Below are 22,454 nucleotides of genomic sequence, written 5' to 3'. Positions count from 1 at the left end.
CCTTATCCGCCAAGTCTTGGGTTTTCATTAAAACACAGCTTTCCAAAACACTTTAGTAACACGGTTTGCTGTTAAAGAATAAAAAGTATTCATATTAATGTAATCGCCTATTGAGAAGAGATAAGTATTAAAATAAATCTTAAATTTGAATTATGAAAAAAGACCTAGAAACCCGCGACGATATTTACTTATTGGTGTCATCCTTTTACATAAAAGTAAGGAAAGACGAGGTGTTAGCGCCTTTTTTTAACGATGTTATAAAAGATTGGGATGCGCACCTAGAGCGTTTAACAACCTTCTGGGAAGCCAGTCTGTTTTTAAAAACAAAATACACAGGCAATCCTTTAGAAACGCATATTAAAGTAGATGCCGATAATAAAAACACAATTACTGAGCAGCATTTCGGACTTTGGTTAAACCTATGGCTAGAAACCATCGATGAACTTTTTGAAGGCGATTTTGCTCAAAACGCCAAATTTAAGGCACGTAAAATGGGCTCATTCTTATATCTAAAAATTTTTGAAGCTAGAATGGGGTAGTGCCTCATGTTTTTGGCTTTCATTTTTCATCTAAATCAATATTAAATGAAGTAAGATATTCTTAGCGCATTTCTACCTACTTTATTCCAATATTTTATAACAGTTTTAACACTTAAGAATAAACTTAAATTCTTAAATTTGCACGACCTTAAAAAGGCCTTTATCATGCAAAAAAAACTAGCCAACATTCTTTTTTCAACACGTTTAACTTCAGTTTTATTTATAGCTTTTGCGGCGGCCATGGCAACTGGTACATTTTTAGATGCCGGACAAGATATGTCTCCAACGCCATACTCACGTAATTTAATTTACAATACATGGTGGTTTGAAGGTATTATGGTGTTTTTCGTGATTAACTTTTTAGGTAATATAGTTCGTTTTAGATTGTACAAAAAAGAAAAGTGGGCAACCTTCATTCTTCACTTAGCATTTATATTTATACTTATAGGTGCATTTATTACGCGTTATGCAAGTTTTGAAGGCATGATGGCTATTCGCGAAGGTGACACAGAAAATTCGTTTCTTTCTCAAAAAACATATATAACAACTTACGTAGATGGTGATTTTCTAGTAGATGGAGTAGCGCAACGTCGTGTTCTAGAAACCGAAGTAGATTTTTCTGGGCGTTTAGAAAACGATTTCAATTTAAATACAGAATACAACAAACAACCTATAAATATAAAATTAGAGAAGTTTATTGTTGGGGCAGAAGAAGATATTATTCCTGACGAAAACGGAGAGTCTTATTTAAAAATAGTAGAAGCAGGAGTTAATGGTCCACATAATCATTTCTTAAAATTAGGTCAAGTATCTAGTGTGCACAATGTGTTATTTGCATTAAATAAACCAACCGATGGTGCTATAAATATTACTTTAGAAAACGATAACCTAACTATTAATTCACCTTTTGATGGAGAATACATGACCATGGCAACACGTGCTCAGGGGTTACTTGTAAAAGATAGTATACAGCCGCTACATTTACGTTCCGGGTATTCTATTGGTAACATGCAAATTGTATTTCCAAAACCTGTTGTAAAAGGTGTCTTTGATGTGGTGAAAAAAGCAGAATTCCTTAAAAACGATGAAGATGGTTTGGTTTTAAAAGTAACTGCCAATGGAGAAACTAAAAGTGTGGGTTTACTTGGTGGTAAAGGCACAAACAGTAGCTTTAAGCAAATTAAAGTAGGCGGATTAGATTTCGCTTTTAAATATGGATCTAAAAAAATTGAATTGCCATTTTCTATTAAATTGAACGATTTTGAGGCCGAACGTTATCCTGGAACAGAAAGAGGTTACTCTGCATATTCTAGTGAGGTTACGGTTTTAGATGAGCGTGAAGAAGATTTTGATTACAAAATTTTTATGAATAATATTTTAGATCATGATGGGTATCGCTTTTTTCAATCGGGTTTTGATCCAGATGAAAAGGGAACTATACTTTCTGTAAACCATGATTATTGGGGATCATTAATTACCTATATTGGTTACTTTATGCTTTATTTTGGCATGATGGCTATTTTGTTTTCTAAGCATTCTCGTTTTGGCGATTTAGAAAAACAACTCAAAAAGTTAAAAGCTAAAAAAGCTAAGACTTTGGCAGTTGTGCTATTATGTTTTGGATTGCAAGGTTTTGCTCAAGAGCATTCGGCAAACGATGGGCACAACCACAGCAACAAGCCAACAAAAACACAGATAGATTCTGTTTTAAGAGCTAATATTACTCCAAAAGAACATGCCTCTGAATTTGGAAATTTGGTTATTCAGGATTTAAGCGGACGTATGATGCCTGTAAACACTTATGCATCGGAAATGCTTAGAAAATTAAGCAAGCATGACTCTTATGAAGAGTTTGATGCTAATCAAGTGTTTCTGTCTATTCAAGAAAGTCCACAGTTATGGTACAATGTGCCAATTATTTATTTAAAAACTAAAAAAGCCGATTCTATTCGCCATATGATTGGTGTAGATTTAGATGAGCAATATGCCACGTTAGCGGATTTTTTCACCGAAAGGGGAGAATATATTTTAGCGCCTTATTTAGATGAAGCCTACAAAGCACAAGTGCCAAATGGTTTTCAGAAGGAATTTAAAGAAGCCGATCAACGTGTAAACTTATTGTTTAATACAGTTGAAGGACGTTCATTAAAAATATTCCCAATTCCAAATGATGATAACCACAAATGGATTTCTAATTTCGAATTCAAAGAAGATCCAACCGTTATAAAAGATTCACTTTACAACAATTTTGTGAAAAGCGGATTCCTGGCATATTTATATACTTTAAATGCTGCTAAAAAATCTGGAGATTTCTCTGAAGCTTCAAAACTTCTAAAGGCTTTTAAAGATACACAGCACAGATATGGTGGTTCGGTAATGCTTAGCGATCAAAAAGTAAAAACAGAAGTTCTATATAATAAGTACGATATTTTTAAAAAATTATTTAGCTGGTACATGTATGCAGGTACAATAATGTTTGTCTTGTTAGTTTTTCAAATATTTAAATCACATAGTAAAGGTTTAAGCACGGCAATTAAAGTATTCAAGTTTATCGTTATCGGTTTGTTTGTGCTGCATACAGCAGGTTTAATTGTACGTTGGTATTTGTCTGGTCACGCGCCGTGGAGTGATGCCTACGAGTCTATGATTTATGTAGCTTGGGCTACTATGTTGTTTGGATTACTGTTTGGAAGAAAGAGTGATTTAACCATGGCTTCTACCGCTTTTGTAACCGCAATGATTTTAATGATTGCGCATTGGAACTGGATGGATCCTGCTATTGCTAATTTACAACCGGTTTTAAATAGTTATTGGTTAATGATACACGTGGCAGTAATTGTTGCGAGTTATGGACCATTTACATTAGGTATGATTTTAGGTGTGGTGTCGTTATTCTTAATGATTTTCACCAATAAGGAGAATAAAGAAAGAATGCTCCTTAATATTAAGGAGTTAACAGTAATAAACGAAATGGCCTTAACCGTAGGTTTGGTTATGCTTACCATAGGGAACTTTTTAGGAGGTATGTGGGCTAATGAAAGTTGGGGACGTTATTGGGGTTGGGATCCAAAAGAAACTTGGGCACTTATTAGTATCATGATTTATGCCTTTGTAATACACATGCGTTTAGTACCAGGATTACGCGGACGTTGGTTTTTTAACCTTTGTTCTATAATCGCTTTTGCAAGTATATTAATGACGTATTTTGGAGTAAACTTCTACTTAGCAGGTTTACATAGCTACGCTAGTGGCGATCAAATTGTAAGTGTTAAGTTTATACTTATTGCTTGTGCAATTGTAGCTGTACTTGGGGCTTTTGCTTACCGAGGGCATGTAAAATATTATAAAAAATAGAATAGGCAAGAATTTAAATCTTGTCAATAAAAAAAGCAGTATTTCATAAGTTATGAAATACTGCTTTTTTATGAAGTAAATTAATGCTTCCTAAGTGTTTTTGCTAGCAATAAAAATACTAACAAGACCTTGTTCTTAAGGTCTACCTTTTAATCTTTTTTCAATTTTTTGTTTAACTGCAGTCAATCGCTTCATTAAGTCCATTATTTCTTGGTCTTTATCAACCTTGTATACGTCGTTTAGACTTAAAATAAGGTCTTTAACCTCTCTCGAAGCTTCTATTCGTTCACTGGTAGTTTTAAAAGTATGTTTGCGTTGTTCAAATTCAACCGCTTTTTCAATTAGTTCCATATATAATAATCGTTTTTCTAGTAATTTTTTTGGAGTAAAACACGTTGTGTATTATTCACAATTCGACAATATAATAAAATATTATAAATTTTTTGATTTTACAGCAAAAATTTAGCTAAATTTTAATGATTGAGAGGGTTATATATTCAAATTAAGGGTTTTTATAGTTTATTCTGAAAAAAAAAGAGTTGTTTATAGAACTTATCAAAATGGTATTTTTTACCTTATTTAAAGCTTTTTTACTAATATTATTTTTTTAAGCTTTTGTTAACAATTATCGGTCTTTTGATGTGTAATTTTATAGCATATTAATAATCAAAACTAAGATGAAAAAACTACTATTAATTTTATTAGCATTTACTACGGTTTACACAGTAAATGCACAGATTGAAACGCCACAACCAAGTCCAAAAGCAAAATTTGAGCAAAAAGTGGGATTAACGGATATTACTATCGAATATTCTAGACCGGGAGTTAAAGGACGTAAAGTTTTTGGAGATTTAGAGAGCTTTGGAACTATTTGGAGAACAGGAGCAAATGAGAATACTAAAATAACATTTAGTAATGATGTTGAAGTTGCAGGAAAAGCATTAAAAGCTGGTACCTATGCTTTATTTACACGATTAATTTCGGCTACAGAATGGGAGTTTCTTTTTTACACCGATACTAATAATTGGGGAACACCTCAAAATTGGGATGATAGCAAAGTAGCTGTATCTGCAAAAGTAGCTGTAGAACCAATTCCGTTTGTAGTAGAGACATTTACTATTGATATTAATAGTATAACTAATAATGGAGCTAAGCTTGAGTTACTTTGGGAGAACTCTTATGCTGCAGTACCATTTACTGTTCCTACAGAGCAAACCGTTTCAAAAGCTATCGATAAAGTAATGGCTGGTCCTGGTGAGGGAGATTATTATGCTGCAGCTGCTTATTATTTAGCTGAAGGAAAAGACATGAAAAAAGCAACAGAATGGATTGATAAAGCTGTTGAGATGACTAAAGATAATCCTCGTTTTTACTACTTACGCAGACAAGCATTAATTCATGCTGCAAACGGTGATAAAGCAGGTGCTATTAAAGCTGCAAAAGAATCATTAGTTTATTCTAAGAAAGCCGGTAACGATGGTTATATTAAAATGAACACAGCTTCTTTAAAAGAATGGGGTGCTATGTAAAATAGTTTTACTGTTATGTAATTAACAGGCCTTAATTATAATATTGAAAAACTCAACGGTACTATATCGTTGAGTTTTTTTATGTTTAGAATTTGGGGTTGGTAAGCTATTTAAATATTGATTTTGTTATCAAAGTTAAATAATTATTAGACCAATTGGAATATTCATTCCAATTGGTTTATATTTGCAATGTGAATAAGAAAGAATCCATATTATTAGCAGCTCTTAGCCTTCTTACAGAAAAAGGAGTTCATAATACACCTATGTCAGCTATTGCAAAAGCAGCAGGTACAGGCATGGGAACTATTTATAACTACTTCCCAAACAAAGAGTTATTGATCAATGAGATTTATGTAAATATAAAGGAAAGTGAAAAATCTGTTTTTATAGACTTTAGTTTAGAGAAGCCCATTAAATCACAGTTTGAGAATTATTTCAGTTCAATTATTGACTTTTTTATCAATAATCCATCATATTTTAAATTTATGGAGCAATTACAAGCTTCACCCATAATCACTGACGAAAGTAGGGCAGTGGGTGAGAAATCAGTAGCTCCTGTATTAAATTTATTAGTGAAAGGAAAAGAAGAACGTATTATCAAAAATATTGAAATAGATGAAATGCTGATATTCATTGGTGGCGCTATTTTATCCTATTTAAGATGGTATTTTAATCAACCCGAAGTAAAACCGGTATCTCTTGAAAACCAAATACGAATGGTTTGGGACGCAATTAAAGAGTAAAAAAAATTTATTTAACAACTGGAGTGAATATTCATTCCATAAAATTTAGTTATGAAAAAAAGCATATTAATTACAGGAACGTCAACAGGTGTAGGATTCGAAAGTTCAATTCTATTTGCGAAGAACAATTACAAGGTTTATGCAACCATGCGAAATCTAAAAAAAGCAGAAGCATTAAAAAAGAGAATAGAAGAAGAAAATTTAGACATTGAATTGTTATCTTTAGATGTAACAAGCATCGAATCTATTCAATCTGCTGTTAATATCATTATAGAGAAAGATGGTAAAATAGATGTGTTGCTAAATAATGCAGGAGCAGGTTTTGCAAAAACTACCGAACAATCTACAGAAGAGGAAATTAGATGGGTTACCGAAGTTAATTACCATGGTGTTGTATTCTGTACGCAAGCCGTGCTCCCTTTTATGAGAAAACAAAAAAGTGGTCAAATTATTAGTGTCACTTCAGTTGGTGGTTTAGTTGGGCAGCCTTTTAATGAGTTATATTGTGGAGCCAAATTTGCTGTAGAAGGCTTTATGGAGGGTTTGGCGACTTATGTTAGTGATGCTTTCAATATTGAAATTACATGTGTAGAACCAGGAGGAATAGCTACCGAGTTTATGACATCTGCTATTGAAAAAACAGCTAAAGAGGGACAATTTGCAACAGGTGAATATTTACCAATTTTTGAAAGATATATGGCAGGAAATCAAAAAAGAGCTGAAGAAAGCACAGAGCAAGTTTACCAAACAGGCGCCGAAGTTGCCAATGTGGTTTTAAATGTGGCACAAAATGAAAACCCACCATTAAGAATTCGAACTTCGCAATGGGCTGAAGATTTTTGTGAATTAAAAACAAAAGCAGATCCGGATGGAACTAAAATCGTGAACCAAATAAAAAATAGCTTTCTATAAATACTACTTATGAAAATAATATATTGGTCCTCTACAGTAATAGTTTCTGTTTTTCTTCTGCTAAGTTCTTATTCTTATATCTTTAGTAAAAGCACCATTGATGGGATTAAGGAATTAGGTTTTCCTGATTTTTTTAGAATAGAATTAGCAGTGCTTAAATTTATAGCTGCAATTTTATTAATAATACCAATGGCACCGTTACAATTGAAAGAATGGACTTATGCAGGGGTAGGCTTGTTTCTTCTAACCGCATTAGTCGCTCATATCAAGCATAAAGATTCAATTTTTATAATGGTATTGCTAGTTGTTTTAATGGGGGTTTTAATGGTTTCAAATATTTATATGAATAAATACAATAGATAACGCACCGTAAAATAAATTATTAGTGCAAGCCTACTTTTGGGTAAGCTTGTACATTTTCAAACAGGTAATTTTAGCTAAATTAGATGTTTAAACTCATAACAATTTTTATAATTAGTCTACTTTTACAACCTATATGGATTCATTAACTCAAATTGTATTAGGAGCTGCTATAGGCGAGGCTGTTTTAGGTCGGAAAGTTGGAAATAAAGCTATGCTTTATGGTGCTATCGCCGGTACTATTCCCGATTTAGATGTGTTTGCCTCATTTTTTACAGACACAGTTTCTGCGCTTGCCATACATCGCGGATTTACACATTCTATTGTGTTTTCCGTGCTTTTTGCTCCTATTTTCGGGGGGCTTGTTTCTAGGTATGAAACTTATAAGAATTTTAAAGATTGGTCTTGGTTGTTCTTTTGGTCGTTTGTTACGCATCCTATTTTAGATGCACATACCACATGGGGAACTCAGTTGTTTTGGCCTTTCGATTTACGTTTGGCTTTCAAGAATATTTTTGTTATCGATCCGTTATACACCATACCTTTTTTAGTTTTTTTAATTTTGGCTATGCGCCAAAAGCGTACCACCAAAAAACGACGCTTGTATAACAACATGGGCTTAATTTTAAGCACATCTTATTTAGTGATAACTTTGCTTTTAAAATGGGTTTCTTATACTAAATTTGAAGCTGCTTTAAACAATCAAAACATTGCATATTTAGAAATTGATACGAGACCTTCACCTTTAAACACCATACTTTGGAGTGCAAATGTGCAAACTGAAGATGCTTATTTACTTGCTAATTATTCGTTTTTTGACACACAACCCATCACTTTTGAAAGCTATCCTAAAAATCATGAATTATTAGGTAATCTTGTTGAAGACGAAAGTGTAAAACGTATGATTGCTATTTCCGAAGGCTGGTATACTATCAATAAAAAAGATAATGTGTTTTATTTTAATGATTTACGGTTTGGATTGTTGAGTTTAACGCCCAAGGCTGAAAATTTTGTATTTAAATATAGAATGGATGTTGATGTTTCTGGAAAGGTTACTTTTACTGAAGAACCTAAAGATAATCGTGATGGAAAAAAGCTAATTTCTGAATTATGGCAGCGATTAAAAGGAAATTAATTTCAGTTTTTTTAGTAAAACATCACCATTTTTTCGTGTAAATCTTTTTCAGTTAATTTCTTTCGCATTTGATATAAGAAATCTTTGCTATTTTGAATATCTTGTCAATCAAAATTAAAAATCTCATGAATATTACTGCTGCATATACCGATCTATACCAAATCACAATGGCTCAAGTCTATTTTGAAACCAAACCCGATGGACGAGCGGTATTCGATTATTATTATCGACATAATCCATACAACAGTGGCTATTCCATTTTTGCTGGATTGGAAGATGTATTGGATATTCTTGAAACTTTGAAGTTCTCAGATTCAGATATTTTATATTTAAAAGAAAAAGGCTTCGAAAATGAATTTTTAGAGTATTTGAGAAACTTTAGATTTAGAGGAAATATTCGTTCTAGTAAAGAAGGTGATGTTGTATTTCCAAATCGCCCGATATTACAGGTGGAAGCAAATATTATTGAGGCTCAAATTATAGAGACCGTTTTACTCAATATTCTTAATTTTCAAACTTTAATTGCAACTAAGGCGAGTAGAATTAGGCGCAGTGCTAAAGATGAAATTCTATTAGATATGGGCTTACGTCGCGCTCACGCCACGGGTGGTTACTATGCTTCTCGAGCAGCTGCTATTGGCGGTTTTGATAGTACAAGTAACGTTAAAGCAGCCGAAGATTATAATATTCCATCATCTGGTACTATGGCACACTCGTTTATTCAAAGTTACGATAGCGAATTAGAAGCTTTTAGAGATTTTGCAAAAGTGCGTCCAGAAAACTGTGTGCTTTTAATAGATACTTATAATACGCTTAAACTAGGACTTCCAAATGCGATTAAAGTAGCAAAAGAAATGGAAGAAAGAGGCGATAAATTGTTAGGAGTACGTTTAGATAGTGGTGATTTAGCGTACTTATCTAAAAAAACAAGAACAATTTTAGATGAAGCTAACTTGGAGTATGTAAAAATTGTAGCGTCTAATCAGTTAGATGAATATGTTATTAAAAGTTTGAAGGAACAAGGCGCACCAATTGATATTTTTGGAGTTGGTACCAATTTAGTCACCGGAAAACCAGATGCTGCTTTGGATGGTGTTTATAAACTATCGGAGTACAATGGAACGCCAAGAATTAAACTTTCTGAAAATATTATAAAGGTGTCATTACCTTTTAAAAAGCAAGTTTACCGTATGGTAGATGCTAATGATATGTTTTATGGAGCAGATGCAATTGGACTTTTTATTGAAGATGAGGTTTCCCAAATGGAACACCCTTTTGATATTACTAAAAAATTAGATTTGAGTCCATTTGAACACGAACCACTTTTAGAAATGGTTATGGAAGAGGGAAAAAGAGTAGTGCCAACACGCACGGTTACCGAAATTTCAAAATATTCTCAATCTCGTTTAGAGCAACTTCCTAATGAATATAAGCGTTTTCAAAATCCGCATATTTACAAAATAGGTTTAAGTCCTTCGCTTAAGGAAGAACGTGATGCTTTAATAAAAGAACATAAAATATAAATTGAGCAGAAGAGATTAAAAGCGATACAGAGTTTTTGTTCTTTTAAAACGGTCGATAATAAAAAGTTATATTATGAAAACGCTTCTAATAATTGATGTACAAAACGATTTTATGCCTGGTGGATCGCTTCCCGTTCCCGAAGGTAATCATATTGTACCCGTAATTAATAGTATTCAAAATCACTTCGATTTGGTTGTGGCTACACAAGATTGGCATCCAGAAAATCATATTAGTTTTGCTGCTAATCATGAAGGGAAATCTAATTTTGATGAAATTCAAGTTCATGGAAAACCACAAATCTTATGGCCTGTTCATTGCGTGCAAGGTACTTTAGGTGCAGAACTTCATGCCGATTTAAAGACTAAAAGTTATGAAGCTATTTTTAGAAAAGGAACAGATAAAAGTATTGATAGTTATAGCGCTTTTTATGATAACGGACATTTAAAATCGACTGGCTTAGCAGGTTATTTAAAGGAAAAGGGCACAACAGAACTTTACTTATGCGGATTAGCATCGGATATTTGTGTTTATTTTTCTATTTATGATGCTGTTGAAGCTGGATTTGATTGCTTTTTTATTGAAGATGCTTCTAAAGCACTCGATAATGAAGGGTTTGTTGCTATAATGGAAAAAATGATTGCTATGGGCGTGAAAATTATAAATTCTGAAACTATTTAAATCCTTTTTATTCTGAAGAATAATTATAGGTTTTTTAGAATTTCTTATAAAATTTAATGATCAAGTTTTTTGAGCCTGATAAATAATTCTCGTCCTGCTCTTGTTTGATGAGAATTATAGCATCCATTCATCAATGAAACATCAAAATAAGGTTTGAAATATTCTAAATATTCAGCTTTAGAACCACCAAAAGGCGGGCGTGTTTCATTTAAAGGTACATTGAACAATAAGCCTATAATTAGTCCTGTTTTGTTCAATAAGTTAAAGGCTTTTTCCGCGTAAGCGTGTCTTAAATTAGGGTTTATGGCGCAGAAAAAAGTTTGTTCCATTATGATATCGAATACCATATCAATATCGAAAAAATTACCATGAATAAGATGATTTTCAGGAAAAGATGGAACTCTTAATTTTAAATTTTCTAAGGCCGTTTTCGATAAATCTATAACATAAACATGTTTAAAACCTTTGTTGTGTAGATATTCGGCTTCATGAGAATTACCACCACCCGGAATTAAAATTTTTAAATCTTTATTGGTTAAACCATCGAAATAAGCTTTCAAAGGCGGAGATATTTCACCTAAATCCCAACCTGTATCATGTAACTTGTATCTGTTATCCCAAAAACTCTCGGTTAAATCCATTAATACGATGCGGTAATAACATTAATAAGTTCGCTTTTTTGAAGCACGCCAGATTGTCTCCAAACTTGTTTTCCTCTTTTAAACAAAAGCATAGTAGGTACGCCTCTTACTTGGTATTTTTCAGCAATAGCTTTATTTTTATCAACATCAATTTTAATAATAGAAACTCTGTCTTTTAAATTATCTTTTACGTCTTTTAGAATAGGAGTCATCATTTTACAAGGTCCACACCATTCGGCATAAAAATCTACTAATACGGGAGTTTCTTGGTTTATTAATTCTGAAAATTTGTTCATACCTTACTTTGTTTTATTTATCGAAAGTAATATTCCAAATACCTCTAACTTCATTAATTTGATAACCGATGGCTTTATCCTGTGGGTATAAATTATTTAGTTTCAATAATACCGGGTTTTGAATGTCGCTATTTGGTTTTCCGTGACATTGTAAGCACATGGTATTTGTAGAAATAGGTAAGTACACCTGTACTTTACTGTCTGTTAAGTCTACTATGGGTTTTGGTTCTATATTATTTTCAATATCGTTTTTAAAGGCCTTAATATACGCTAATTCTTTTTTATTTGCTTGATTATTTTGATTTCTAGGTTTATCGGAAACGCGTTTAATTGTTGCATTTTGTGCTACCGACATACTATCGGTTAATGGGTAGGCTTTTATGTTACAAAAAGCGACGGCATCTAATGTGCCTTTTTTTTGAATAGTTCCCATTAAATTTTTACCTAAGACTGCCTTAGTAGCCAATGCATATTTTAGACCGCGCTCGGCATAATTTAATGTGTCTGTAGAGGTGTTTTGAATTGATTTTCTCATACTTTGTACGTTACGTTTGCGCATACTTTGAGGGCGTTGTTTACCTTGCTGTTCATTAAAATGAGCATCAAACCAATCGGGTTGGTCAATATCAAAATCATACATGTAGTCGGCTATTTGCACGATGGTTTCTTCAGGAAAAGATAGCTTCGGCATAACCCCAAAACGTTTAACAGCACCAAACATTTTAGCATCTTCTGTGTTTGGGTTTTTAGTCCAAGATTGCATGTTTTTAATAAATTCTGCTTTTGTGGTTTGGCTATTGATATAGTGTTTTTTTATTGCAATCATTGGTGGGCCAACTCTGTTTTTCTGACTTGCAGATGGGCTATGGCAAGCGTAACAGTTATTTTCCATGAGCTGTTTTCCTGGATGATTGTTAGATGCTCTAGCTTCATCGAAAGCAGAGTATGCTTTGTTTTTAGAATTATTACAGCTAAAAAGGAATACAATTAATACCGATAAGACTAGTAAGTGCTTCATGTTTATAGTTTTATTTAGTAAACTTACCAGTTGCACAACTCACAAAAGATTTTGCTTTAGTAGCTAAATTATTATGGTCTTCTATAGATGGGTAGCCTAAAGATTTTAGTTTATTTTTTACGGCAAGTGCATCGGCTTCGTTTATGTAATTGAATGATACTTTACTATCATCGGTATGCACAATAATATTTGTAATGTTTTCAATTTCTGCTAATTTTGATGTGATTGTATGCGCGCAGCCACCACATTTTAAGTTTTGCACTATTATTGACGTTTTCATATTTAATGTGTTTTTCACTGTTTTATTTGTAATTCAATATACCTCCTCTTAGATCGTAGATTTTCATGAAGCCCATACCTGCTAATTTATTAGCGCATCGTTTGCTTCGAGCACCACTTCTACAATATAAGTACACGGCCTCGTTTTTGTTTAACTTGCTAAATTCTAAATTAAATTCTTCTGATGATGAGTCTATATTTATAGCATTTTGGATGTGTCCGGAATTAAATTCGTCGGGAGTTCTTACATCTACTAATTGCACTTTTTTACTTTGCGTTTGTGCTTTAAATTCTAAAATATCTAGAACTTTAATGATATTATCCTTATCAGATTTAGAGCAAAACAGTGTTGAAAATATTGACATAATTATAATTTTGTTTCTATTATTAACAGTATAATGGAGTAAAATTAATCTATTAGGCAAGTTTGGTTAGTAACCTTTGTTACATTAAGTATATTGTGACGTTCTGATCTGTAAGTCGCTGTAACAAGAATTAGAGACTCGTTTATTTACCATTCAAAATTTTGGTGTAAATGGTTTTAAAATGTATTAATAATAAGATATTTAAAAACATCTGTTACAGGTATTCTATAGCAGATGCTTTTTTTAAGAAAAAGGATATGTTGTTTACTAATAAACTAGGCGATAACGGCCTCTTTTGTTTTAGTATTTCGTTTACTAAAAGCAATAACAGGTATATCTACTCTAGTTTTTATTTCCTTTACCAAATCTTTACGAAACGGATTATCTAATCTAAACTCATGTTTACGCTCCAGCATGGCTAACATACTTGCATTTTCACTGTTAATTACACTTATAATACCCGATTTTATTTTATCGGAGGCTATGGTTTTAAAAGTCATATCGTCATAAGAAACCTGTTCTAAGAGCATATTTTTAAATTGTTCCATTCTTTCTCTAGCGGTTGTAGTATCTGTATGGTAAATATGTACTATTTCAATAAGAGCTTCAAATGGACGCACAATTTCTATAAGTTTTGTTATAGGAATAATATCTTGTTGCTCGAAATCTGTGGCATAAACAATGGTAGAAATGCATGTGTAATCAATTCCATTCGGAATCATCATAACCGGGAAATTAACACGATCTAATAATTCGTTAGCTATATTGCTGGCAAAAAATCCGCGGTGGCTGTGGTCATCTTTCATGCCTAAAATCACAAGGTCTGGCGATAATTTTTTAGCCGTATCAATAATGGCATCTTCTACTGAAGTGTTTTCAACAGCATGAATTTTTATTGGTGTTTCTCTAAATTCATTTTTAAGATGTGTTTCACAGAATTTTTTAACAATATCTTTTTTTTCTTGCTTCATTCGGTTCTGTAATTTTTCAATTGGTTGTATTACGGAAAGATGAATAGGAGGAAAATCATAAACGTGTAAAACGTGTAAATCGGCTTTCATTATGTAACTAAAACGATAAGCATATTTTAATGCGGAAGCATCGTTTTTAGTACAATCTGTGGCATATAGAATAGTTTTCATAATCTTGGGTTTTTAACATCTTAAAGTTATTGGTTTTCATTGCTTAAAAAAATGATATTTATCATGTTATCTAAAAGTGAGGTACATAGAAATCTATAAATGTGTTAGTTTTATTTCTTTTAAAAACAAGTTAATATGAAAGTGAAAACAAAAAAATAAATTTATTTTTCAAAACTGATATTTGTCATGTTTTAGTACGGGTTTAGACTGTAATTTAGCGGTATAATTGTACGTTCTTTAAAAATCAGTAGTCATAAATTTTATAACGTATTTAGACTACTATGGATTGCTAGATGAGGTTTGTTTTCGTAATACTTAATAACGTTCAATAAGGTGTATTAGGTTTTAGTAAGAGTTAATAAATGTAATCGAGCAGTTCAAAAAAAATGAAATGGGAGTTTTAAAGTCCTGTTTCTTAGTAAAGTTATAGTTGGTTAGTTCGCATTATCTCAGTAATGTGTAAAAAGGGGAGTGTTTGTTTAAAACGTTCCCTTTTTTTTGCGCTTAATTTTGAGATGAAAGTGAAATAAACTGATAAATATCATTTTTTATTTGATGCTAAATACTTAATTTTAAGTATGAAAATTTAAGTTATGAGAAAGATTTTACTACCTACCGATTTTTCTGATAACGCATGGAGCGCTTCTCTTTATGCGCTCAACTTTTTTGAACAAGAAATCTGTACCTTTTATTTTCTAAATTCGGTTGCGCTTACGCGGAATATGCTATCCAACCTTTCAGATAGATTAATAAAAGAAATGTCTGCCGTAGCAACTCAAGAACTTTTAGATCTAAAGGAATTGGCAGAAACTAGCGACCCCAATACAAAGCATACATTTGAAACTATTTTAAGTACCCAAGATCTATATAAAGCCGTTGGCCATGCTTGTGAAACCCACGATATAGATTTGGTGGTTATGGGAACAAAAGGAGCAACGGGCGCAAAAGAGTTTTTCTTCGGAAGTAAAACAGTAAACGTAACAATGTCTATTAAAGCATGCCCTGTATTATTGATACCAGAAGAGTTCGATTTTGTTCCGCCTAAGCAAATTGCTTTCCCTACAGATTACAATCGGTTTTATAACCTAAAAGAGGTAAAGCCTTTAAAAAGTCTAGCCGATTTGTATCAACCTAAAATTAGAATTGTACATATCACTGAAGAAAAGGAACTTAGTAATGTTCAGAGTTTTAATTTAAGAATGTTAAAAATTTATTTTAAAAATTACGATTTCAGTTTACATTGTATGCCAAAATATGCCGAGAAAGCTAAAGAAATTAACGATTTTATAGAAGAACTCGATATCGATGTACTAGCCATGGTGAAATATAAACATAGTTTTATTGAAAAAATAATAAACGAACCTGTGATAAAAGAACTCGGGTTTCATTGTAAAATTCCATTTTTGGTTATTCCTGAATAATGACACATTTAATTATTATTAAATATGATTATAAATCCAATATTCTGTAGATTATTTCTGGTTATTATGTAATCGTTTTCAGTTAATATCTATTTTTATTCTTAACTACAAATAAGTTGTTATTTTTGAAGAATGAAAGTCAATAAAACTTCATTTCTTTTCTTCTGGTTTATAGCCTTAAATATTTTTTGTTTTGTGAGCCATAACTTGGTTGCTCAGAATAAAAAAGACAGTACATTATTCTACTACAAATCTATTACCGAACTTAAAGATGTAAATTATATAGGTAAATCTTTCGAGTTTTTTCAAAAAAAAGCAGATCAGCAATTACTAGCTGGCAATAATATTAAAGCCGCCTATTATTTAGAATTAATAGCACTTGGGCAATTTAAAATGGGATTTCCTTACGAGAGTGAAGTTGCTAGTGTAAAGGCTTTGAAATTGTTAGATGCTGTAAAAGATAAAGCTAAATCTAATGATGCCAAAGGACGATTATCTAACCAATTAGGGATGATTTATCGTAGACTAGAAGATTTTGAAAATGCTAGACGTTACTATAACCAAGCTTTAGAATTAAATAAAAAAACAAAAGATAAAATTGCTATTATTACTAATATTGGTAATACCTATGCCGACCAAAACAATTTCAATAAAGCTACGGAAACTTTGTTGTTGTTTTATAATGATGCTTTGGGGCTAGAAGCCTCTGAAATTAAAGCAACTTATTTTGATAATTTTGGATATTTCAACTTAAAAATAAAGAACAATAGAGCTTTAAAAGAAATGCAAAAGGCTCTAAAAATGAGACTCGAATTAGGCGATTTATCAGGTCTTTTTTCTAGTTACCGTCACTTATCTCTTTTTTATTCCGAAAAGGGAAATAGAACAAAGGCGCGTTATTTTGCAAATAAAGTAAAATCACTTTCCGATAGTATCCAAACACCAGCCTACCAACTCGAAGCTTTGGCTTTAAAACTAAATCTCGAAAATAATTCTGATTTTAAAAAATATATCGATTTAAATAAACAGCTAATAAGTGAAAAACAGCTTAGAGAAAATAAGTTTGCAGCCATAAAATATAATTTAGGTAGAAACGAACAATTACTAGAAGAAAATGAAACCAAGCTTTTAGTTAGTGAGTTTGAAAAAGAAAAAGAAATAACCTATAAATGGCTGTATTTAACACTATGGGTTTTGGTTATTATATTGTCTATTTTAATATTTATAGCATTAAAATCAAAACACAGAGAAGACCGAGTTAAAGAAGTTTATGTTACCGAAAAACGGATTTCTAAAAAAGTGCATGATGAGGTTGCTAATGATGTTTATCAGGTTATGACGCGGCTTCAGTACGACGAAAGCAGTGAAAAAGAAGAACTTCTAGATGAGTTAGAACATATTTATAATAAAACTAGAGATATCTCACGAGAAAGCGGAACCATTGATTTGGAAACAAATTTTAGTTTTGTTTTAAACGATTTATTATTGGTTTACGAAACGGAAGGTTTGGTTATTATTACCAGAGGTTTAATGGATATAAACTGGGATATTATTTCTGAAATAAAAAAAACAACCATTTATCGGGTGCTGCAAGAGCTAATGACTAACATGAAAAAGCATAGTGAAGCCACTCTTGTATCTATTTCTTTCAAAAAAAATAAAAATATTTTAGAGATAAACTATATGGATAATGGGGTGGGAGCCGAGTTAAATAGACTTGGCGGCCTTGAGAATGTGGAAACCCGTATTCATGCATTAAGAGGAACCGTTATCTTTAGCACCAAAATAGGTAATGGGTTTAAAGTTAACGCACGGATATAGTATGTTTAATAAAGTTTTAATTTCGGACGATTTAGGGGTTATAAACCAAGGAGTTTCTACAATTTTGAAAAATTTGAATATAGAAAATGTTTTTAAAGTTCAATATTGCGATGAAGCTTACTTAAAAATAAAAAAAGCAAAATTAGATAACGAACCCTTTGATTTGCTTATCACAGATTTATCTTTTGTGTGCGACCATAGAGAGCAAAAACTAAAATCTGGTGAAGATTTGATAACATTAGTTAGAAAAAAACACCCAGATGTAAATGTAATAGCTTATTCTGTAGACGATAGATTGCAACAAGTTAGACGCTTGGTAGCTTTAGGGATTAACGGCTATGTTTGTAAAGGGCGTAATGGTGTTAGCGAGCTGTCTCAAGCGGTACAAAGTGTGTACGAAGGTAAGCGGTATTTTTCACCCAAAATAGCCAAGGCTTTAGACAATAAATCTAATTTAGAGATAGATATTTTTGATGTTGAATTACTCCGTAATATCTCAATAGGTAAGTCTCAAGAAGAAATAAGTGCTATTTTTAAAGAAAAAGGAGCTTCGGCATCTAGTTTAAGCTCTATTGAAAAAAGATTGAACAAACTTAAAATTCAATTAAACTCGAAAAACACCATACATTTAATAGCCATAGCTAAAGATTTAGGATTAATTTAAAAAAAAAAATAGGGCTTTTACGGAAACCCGTAAAGATTAACCCTACAGTAGTAGTATTTTTGTAATAGCTATTAATAAAGCTGTAGGGAGCTTTTAAACTCTGTGTTGTTAGGGCACAGAGTTTTTTTTGTGTTTGTTTGTTAGAATTAATTAAATTTTGTCTCCGTTAAAGCGCCTTTCCTTTTTGTGAACGCTGTCTTGCTTTTTTGCTTATTTGTTATATTAGCAAACCACAACTAGACTAAACCACCATGCTGAAACCATTTTTGTTTTTATCTGTTATTTTTTCATTGCTTGGGAACGCTCAGAACCCAATAACGAAATCACAAGGTGTGTCCGATCCTCACATTCGGGTGTTTAATGATACTATTTATTTGTATAGTGGACACGATTCAAATCCTACAGATAAAATATGGGATATGAAAGATTGGCGGGTTTTCTCCTCTACTAATTTAATAGATTGGAAAATGGAACAAGCTATTTCTCCTAAAAATAATTACATGGCCGATAATAGTTCCGATTGCTGGGCCAGCGATGCGGCGACTAGAAATGGTAAATATTATTTCTATTTTTCCGATAGAAAGCGCGGTATTGGTGTAATGAGTGCTAATAAACCAACCGGTCCGTTTACAGATGCTTTAGGGAAACCACTGGTTTCTCCAATGCACGATCCCACAATTTTTATTGACAATGATGAGAGCAAAATACCATATATTATCTATGGCGATAAATCCGATGCATATTACATTGCGAAGCTTAATAATGATATGATTTCTACTGCTGAAGAACCTAAACCTATTATAATAAAGGGTGCGTCTTGGGAGCAAGCTCCCGAATGGATGGATAAAAATTATTTGTTTAAGCATAATGATACTTACTATTTAAGTTGGGGACGCGAGTATGCTACATCCAAAAATATTTACGGACCTTATAAAAGTTCAGGAGCTTTTGGAAAAGGGCATCATCTAGATGAATTTGCACACGGAAGCTTCTTCTGGTGGAAAGGTCAGTTTTATCATATTTGGTGTTATTATATTGAAAATGGCTTTAAATTTAGAGAAACCATTATCTCCTATTGTCATATTGCGGATAATGGAGATATTGTTACAGATACTAAGTTTTTAGATGAACATTTTAAAAATGGAGTAGGTCAATATGATGCGTCTTGGAATAAAATTGAAGCCGAATGGTTTTATGATAAATCTGAAGGTGTTGAGAAAAAAGGAACTCGAGATGAAGGTTTTTGGTTGTCTAATATTAAAAATGGAGCTTGGGTGAAATTTGCAAATGTGAACTTTTCAAACAAGGCATCAAAAATTAAAGTTACTTTAAAGAACATCCAAGGTAAAGGGCATATTGAAATACGCAAAAATAGTATTTCGGGTTCTATAATCGGGCAAATTGAATTGGAATCTACCAAAAATGAAGAGCCACAAGAACTTCTTTCAATTATAAAAAAAATGAAAGGTAAAAAGGATATATACCTGAAGTTTTCCGGAAATAAAGCATTTAAAACAGAACTAGATTATTTTAAATTTGAAGAATAAAATAATTGTTTAATCAGAATTGAAATTACATTTAGTAATCTCCGTTAAAAAATTTAGTTTAAGAAAATATCTTCTTTTAAAACATGATATTATTTAGGTTTTAAGCTCTAAAATTCATTTAATTTTAGAGCTTAAAATTATGTGATATTGAAATTTACAAACATAGCAAGTGCTGTTTTATTGGTCGTTTTTACGCTGTTTTCCTGTAAAGAAAAAACATCGGAATATGTTGCAGCTTCAGGCGATATAGATAATATTTTTGCATCAACTGCTCAAATTCCGGACAATCATTTTTTAGGAGATCAAAGTTGTAAATCATGCCATGCCAATCAATTTAAATTGTGGCAAGGTTCTCATCATGACAAGGCCATGCAAGTGGTTTCAGATTCTAGTGTTTTGGGAAATTTCAATAATGTAAAATTTAAAAGCCAAGGCGTTACGTCTCATTTTTATAAAAAAGGAACCGATTTTTTTGTTAATACCGAAGGTCCAGAAGGCACTTATCAAGATTATAAAATAGTATACACTTTTGGTGTTACACCTTTACAGCAATACATTGTTCAGTTTCCAAACGGACATTATCAATGCTTAAGAACGGCTTGGGATACCGAAAAAGACAAATGGTTCGATTTGTATCCAGACTTTAAAGTTGTCCATTCCGAGTGGTTGCATTGGTCTAGAGGCGGATTAAATTGGAACAATATGTGTTCCGATTGTCATTCCACAAATGTTAGAAAAAATTACGATTTCGAGTCGCATAGTTATGATACTAAATACGCCATAATTAACGTGAGTTGCGAAGCCTGCCATGGGCCAGGGAAAACTCATGTGGAGCAAGCTAATTTAAAAGGAAAAGACTATAAGTTTACGGGAGATTTAAAAATGTCGGTTGGCACGGATCCAAAAGATTTAGTAGGTCAATGTGCACGATGCCATATGCGGAGAGAGCAGGTGTCCGAGTATTTTAACTTTGAAGGTACCATGCTAGATCATTATTTTCCGGAGCTAATTAATCAAAGAACCTACCATCCAGATGGTCAAATTTTAGATGAAGATTATGTTTACGGTTCCTTTGTACAGAGCAAAATGTATCATAGTGGTGTAACCTGTATTAATTGTCATGATGCGCATTCATTAGAGCTTAAATTTGAAGGCAATAATCTATGTGCACAATGCCATGTTCCGGAAACTTACAACACGCCTAGCCATCATTTTCATTCAAATAATTCTGAAGGGGCAAAATGCATTAATTGCCACATGACGGGTAAATATTATATGGGAAATGATTTTAGAAGAGATCACAGTTTTAGAATTCCGAGACCAGATTTAAGCTTAAAATACGGAACACCTAATGCATGTGTGCAATGCCATGCCGATAAAGATGATGCTTGGGCTTGGGAGCAATTTAAACAACAATATGGTGAGCCCGATTATAAACATTTTTCAGAACTTCTTGCTCCTGGTTTAGTCGGTACAGAAAACGGGTTAAATAATTTACTAGAATTAGCCAAAGACACCTTGTATCCAGATATTGCAAGGGCTTCTGCTGTTAGTGGTTTAAATAATTATTTCGATGCAAATACCGTCGATAATTTAATTAGTTTTTTAGATGATAAATCGGCACTTGTAAGAGGTGCAACTTTAGATGTGTTAGGCTCAGTAGATTCTAAAGAATATGTAAATTATTTGCTGCCAATGCTTAAAGATGATAAGCGCTCGGTAAGAGTTAAGGCCTTTTATACCTTAGGTTTTTTAGATGAAATTCAAATACCAGAAGAATACAAAGCGGTATATAAAAAAGTTAGGAAAGAATTTGATACTAAATTAAGTAGCACAGCAGATTTTGTTGGAGGAAGAATAAAAAGAGCAGATTACAACTTGCAAAAAGGTGATTTACAAGCCGCCATTCGAGGTTATGAAAGTGCTTTAGAAATTGACAATATTAATAACATCGTGAGAACCAATTTGGCTAATTTGTATTATAGAAATCACGATTTTCTAAAAGCTGAAGTGGCTTATAAAAAAATTATAGAATTAGAACCTGATTATGCAGTAACGTATTATTCGTATGCATTGCTATTGGCCGAATTAAATAGAATAGACGATGCTATAGAACAAATGAATTTAGCTATAAAGCATGGTCCGGAAAATATTAGGTTTTATTATAATTTAAGTTTACTCTACGATAAAGTGAATAATTTAGAACAAGCTGAAAAAATAGCAGTACAAGGTTTAAAATTAGATTCTAACAATGAGAGTTTGCTTTACGTGCTCGCTTATATTTATAACAAAGGAAATCAAAGAAATAAGGCAATAAATATAGCTTCTAAATTGGTGCAATTATTTCCAAATAACACACAATATGCAGGTTTCTATAATCAATTAAATAGAGCTAATTAGCCTTGTTTAGGGGGTAAGGTGTTTTTATTATTTTTTTGATAAATTGAAATTAGTTGTTAGCTTTTTATCTATTGTTGTTTTGTAAT

21 protein-coding genes are annotated in these 22,454 nt (G+C 32.3%); 14 read left to right on the top strand and 7 right to left on the bottom strand.

Going from position 1 to position 22,454, the window contains the following annotated elements; translation table 11 throughout:
* The first annotated feature begins 152 nt into the window (after positions 1–152).
* Positions 153–539: a group III truncated hemoglobin gene (locus tag DFQ06_RS06305; RefSeq protein ID WP_074935721.1), complete on the top strand. Its 387-nt coding sequence runs from the start codon at positions 153–155 to the stop codon at positions 537–539.
* A gap of 165 nt (positions 540–704) precedes the next feature.
* Positions 705–3,893 carry a cytochrome c biogenesis protein gene (gene ccsA, locus DFQ06_RS06300; RefSeq protein ID WP_133966725.1) on the top strand — a complete coding sequence of 1,063 codons (3,189 nt, stop codon included), beginning with the start codon at positions 705–707 and terminating at the stop codon, positions 3,891–3,893.
* A gap of 135 nt (positions 3,894–4,028) precedes the next feature.
* Here ccsA and DFQ06_RS06295 read toward each other — a convergent pair whose 3' ends face one another.
* The gene (locus DFQ06_RS06295) at positions 4,029–4,244 is read right to left on the bottom strand and encodes a hypothetical protein (protein WP_042498369.1); all 216 of its coding nucleotides are present in this window, start codon (positions 4,242–4,244) and stop codon (positions 4,029–4,031) included.
* Between the two features lie 326 nt (positions 4,245–4,570).
* Here DFQ06_RS06295 and DFQ06_RS06290 point away from each other — a divergent pair, with 326 nt between their 5' ends.
* The 7 genes from DFQ06_RS06290 to pncA all read left to right on the top strand — a co-directional run bounded on the left by DFQ06_RS06290 (position 4,571) and on the right by pncA (position 10,774).
* On the top strand, positions 4,571–5,422 hold the full coding sequence (locus tag DFQ06_RS06290; RefSeq protein WP_042504527.1) for a DUF2911 domain-containing protein: 852 nt from the start codon (positions 4,571–4,573) through the stop codon (positions 5,420–5,422).
* A 191-nt stretch (positions 5,423–5,613) separates the two neighbouring features.
* Positions 5,614–6,165 carry a TetR/AcrR family transcriptional regulator gene (locus tag DFQ06_RS06285; protein ID WP_133966723.1) on the top strand — a complete coding sequence of 184 codons (552 nt, stop codon included), beginning with the start codon at positions 5,614–5,616 and terminating at the stop codon, positions 6,163–6,165.
* Between the two features lie 51 nt (positions 6,166–6,216).
* Complete coding sequence (locus tag DFQ06_RS06280) at positions 6,217–7,077, top strand: SDR family oxidoreductase (RefSeq protein ID WP_133966721.1); 861 nt, start codon at positions 6,217–6,219, stop codon at positions 7,075–7,077.
* 9 nt (positions 7,078–7,086) lie between these two features.
* Positions 7,087–7,440, top strand: coding sequence for a DoxX family protein (locus DFQ06_RS06275; RefSeq protein ID WP_133966719.1), 354 nt, complete (start codon positions 7,087–7,089; stop codon positions 7,438–7,440).
* Positions 7,441–7,573: 133 nt separating this feature from the next.
* Positions 7,574–8,572: a metal-dependent hydrolase gene (locus DFQ06_RS06270; RefSeq protein ID WP_133966718.1), complete on the top strand. Its 999-nt coding sequence runs from the start codon at positions 7,574–7,576 to the stop codon at positions 8,570–8,572.
* A gap of 125 nt (positions 8,573–8,697) precedes the next feature.
* Entirely contained in the window at positions 8,698–10,095 is a 1,398-nt protein-coding gene (locus DFQ06_RS06265) for a nicotinate phosphoribosyltransferase (protein ID WP_133966716.1), read from the top strand.
* A 73-nt stretch (positions 10,096–10,168) separates the two neighbouring features.
* Positions 10,169–10,774, top strand: a complete 606-nt coding sequence (gene pncA / locus DFQ06_RS06260; RefSeq protein WP_042498388.1) for a bifunctional nicotinamidase/pyrazinamidase — start codon at positions 10,169–10,171, stop codon at positions 10,772–10,774.
* A 53-nt stretch (positions 10,775–10,827) separates the two neighbouring features.
* Here the strand turns inward: pncA and DFQ06_RS06255 are convergent, their stop codons facing one another.
* From DFQ06_RS06255 to DFQ06_RS06230, 6 genes are all read right to left on the bottom strand, one after another.
* Positions 10,828–11,415, bottom strand: coding sequence for a methyltransferase domain-containing protein (locus tag DFQ06_RS06255; RefSeq protein ID WP_042498392.1), 588 nt, complete (start codon positions 11,413–11,415; stop codon positions 10,828–10,830).
* Positions 11,415–11,711 carry a thioredoxin gene (trxA, locus tag DFQ06_RS06250; protein WP_042498395.1) on the bottom strand — a complete coding sequence of 99 codons (297 nt, stop codon included), beginning with the start codon at positions 11,709–11,711 and terminating at the stop codon, positions 11,415–11,417. The genes DFQ06_RS06255 and trxA overlap by 1 nt, the downstream gene beginning before the upstream one ends.
* A gap of 13 nt (positions 11,712–11,724) precedes the next feature.
* A complete protein-coding gene (locus tag DFQ06_RS06245) occupies positions 11,725–12,729 on the bottom strand; it encodes a c-type heme family protein (RefSeq protein WP_133966714.1) in 1,005 nt (334 codons plus the stop codon).
* 10 nt (positions 12,730–12,739) lie between these two features.
* Positions 12,740–13,009 carry a heavy-metal-associated domain-containing protein gene (locus DFQ06_RS06240; RefSeq protein WP_042504538.1) on the bottom strand — a complete coding sequence of 90 codons (270 nt, stop codon included), beginning with the start codon at positions 13,007–13,009 and terminating at the stop codon, positions 12,740–12,742.
* Between the two features lie 22 nt (positions 13,010–13,031).
* Positions 13,032–13,373 (bottom strand): rhodanese-like domain-containing protein, encoded by a 342-nt coding sequence (locus tag DFQ06_RS06235; RefSeq protein WP_042498398.1) that lies wholly within the window; start codon positions 13,371–13,373, stop codon positions 13,032–13,034.
* A gap of 275 nt (positions 13,374–13,648) precedes the next feature.
* The gene (locus DFQ06_RS06230; RefSeq protein WP_074935712.1) at positions 13,649–14,515 is read right to left on the bottom strand and encodes a universal stress protein; all 867 of its coding nucleotides are present in this window, start codon (positions 14,513–14,515) and stop codon (positions 13,649–13,651) included.
* Between the two features lie 593 nt (positions 14,516–15,108).
* Between DFQ06_RS06230 and DFQ06_RS06225 the strand changes: the two genes are divergently transcribed.
* The 5 genes from DFQ06_RS06225 (at position 15,109) to DFQ06_RS06205 (ending at position 22,368) form a co-directional block, all read left to right on the top strand.
* Entirely contained in the window at positions 15,109–15,936 is an 828-nt protein-coding gene (locus tag DFQ06_RS06225; RefSeq protein WP_133966712.1) for a universal stress protein, read from the top strand.
* 195 nt (positions 15,937–16,131) lie between these two features.
* On the top strand, positions 16,132–17,757 hold the full coding sequence (locus DFQ06_RS06220) for a tetratricopeptide repeat-containing sensor histidine kinase (RefSeq protein WP_159140072.1): 1,626 nt from the start codon (positions 16,132–16,134) through the stop codon (positions 17,755–17,757).
* Complete coding sequence (locus tag DFQ06_RS06215) at positions 17,729–18,421, top strand: response regulator (RefSeq protein ID WP_235833502.1); 693 nt, start codon at positions 17,729–17,731, stop codon at positions 18,419–18,421. Before DFQ06_RS06220 ends, DFQ06_RS06215 begins: the two co-directional genes overlap by 29 nt.
* A gap of 251 nt (positions 18,422–18,672) precedes the next feature.
* Complete coding sequence (locus DFQ06_RS06210; RefSeq protein ID WP_052415303.1) at positions 18,673–19,968, top strand: family 43 glycosylhydrolase; 1,296 nt, start codon at positions 18,673–18,675, stop codon at positions 19,966–19,968.
* 147 nt (positions 19,969–20,115) lie between these two features.
* Positions 20,116–22,368 carry a HEAT repeat domain-containing protein gene (locus DFQ06_RS06205; protein WP_162857668.1) on the top strand — a complete coding sequence of 751 codons (2,253 nt, stop codon included), beginning with the start codon at positions 20,116–20,118 and terminating at the stop codon, positions 22,366–22,368.
* Positions 22,369–22,454 lie beyond the last annotated feature (86 nt).

It is taken from the genome of Algibacter lectus, assembly GCF_004368925.1.
GTDB classification, from domain to species: Bacteria; Bacteroidota; Bacteroidia; order Flavobacteriales; family Flavobacteriaceae; genus Algibacter; species Algibacter lectus.
This window is presented reverse-complemented; position numbering and strand designations above follow the sequence as displayed.

Coding starts and splice junctions, on each gene's coding strand:
- DFQ06_RS06305 (WP_074935721.1), top strand. CDS start 153: ATGAAAAAAGACCTAGAAACCCGCGACGATATTTACTTATTGGTGTCA.
- ccsA (WP_133966725.1), top strand. CDS start 705: ATGCAAAAAAAACTAGCCAACATTCTTTTTTCAACACGTTTAACTTCA.
- DFQ06_RS06295 (WP_042498369.1), bottom strand. CDS start 4,244: ATGGAACTAATTGAAAAAGCGGTTGAATTTGAACAACGCAAACATACT.
- DFQ06_RS06290 (WP_042504527.1), top strand. CDS start 4,571: ATGAAAAAACTACTATTAATTTTATTAGCATTTACTACGGTTTACACA.
- DFQ06_RS06280 (WP_133966721.1), top strand. CDS start 6,217: ATGAAAAAAAGCATATTAATTACAGGAACGTCAACAGGTGTAGGATTC.
- DFQ06_RS06275 (WP_133966719.1), top strand. CDS start 7,087: ATGAAAATAATATATTGGTCCTCTACAGTAATAGTTTCTGTTTTTCTT.
- DFQ06_RS06270 (WP_133966718.1), top strand. CDS start 7,574: ATGGATTCATTAACTCAAATTGTATTAGGAGCTGCTATAGGCGAGGCT.
- DFQ06_RS06265 (WP_133966716.1), top strand. CDS start 8,698: ATGAATATTACTGCTGCATATACCGATCTATACCAAATCACAATGGCT.
- pncA (WP_042498388.1), top strand. CDS start 10,169: ATGAAAACGCTTCTAATAATTGATGTACAAAACGATTTTATGCCTGGT.
- DFQ06_RS06255 (WP_042498392.1), bottom strand. CDS start 11,415: ATGGATTTAACCGAGAGTTTTTGGGATAACAGATACAAGTTACATGAT.
- trxA (WP_042498395.1), bottom strand. CDS start 11,711: ATGAACAAATTTTCAGAATTAATAAACCAAGAAACTCCCGTATTAGTA.
- DFQ06_RS06245 (WP_133966714.1), bottom strand. CDS start 12,729: ATGAAGCACTTACTAGTCTTATCGGTATTAATTGTATTCCTTTTTAGC.
- DFQ06_RS06240 (WP_042504538.1), bottom strand. CDS start 13,009: ATGAAAACGTCAATAATAGTGCAAAACTTAAAATGTGGTGGCTGCGCG.
- DFQ06_RS06235 (WP_042498398.1), bottom strand. CDS start 13,373: ATGTCAATATTTTCAACACTGTTTTGCTCTAAATCTGATAAGGATAAT.
- DFQ06_RS06230 (WP_074935712.1), bottom strand. CDS start 14,515: ATGAAAACTATTCTATATGCCACAGATTGTACTAAAAACGATGCTTCC.
- DFQ06_RS06225 (WP_133966712.1), top strand. CDS start 15,109: ATGAGAAAGATTTTACTACCTACCGATTTTTCTGATAACGCATGGAGC.
- DFQ06_RS06215 (WP_235833502.1), top strand. CDS start 17,729: ATGGGTTTAAAGTTAACGCACGGATATAGTATGTTTAATAAAGTTTTA.
- DFQ06_RS06210 (WP_052415303.1), top strand. CDS start 18,673: ATGCTGAAACCATTTTTGTTTTTATCTGTTATTTTTTCATTGCTTGGG.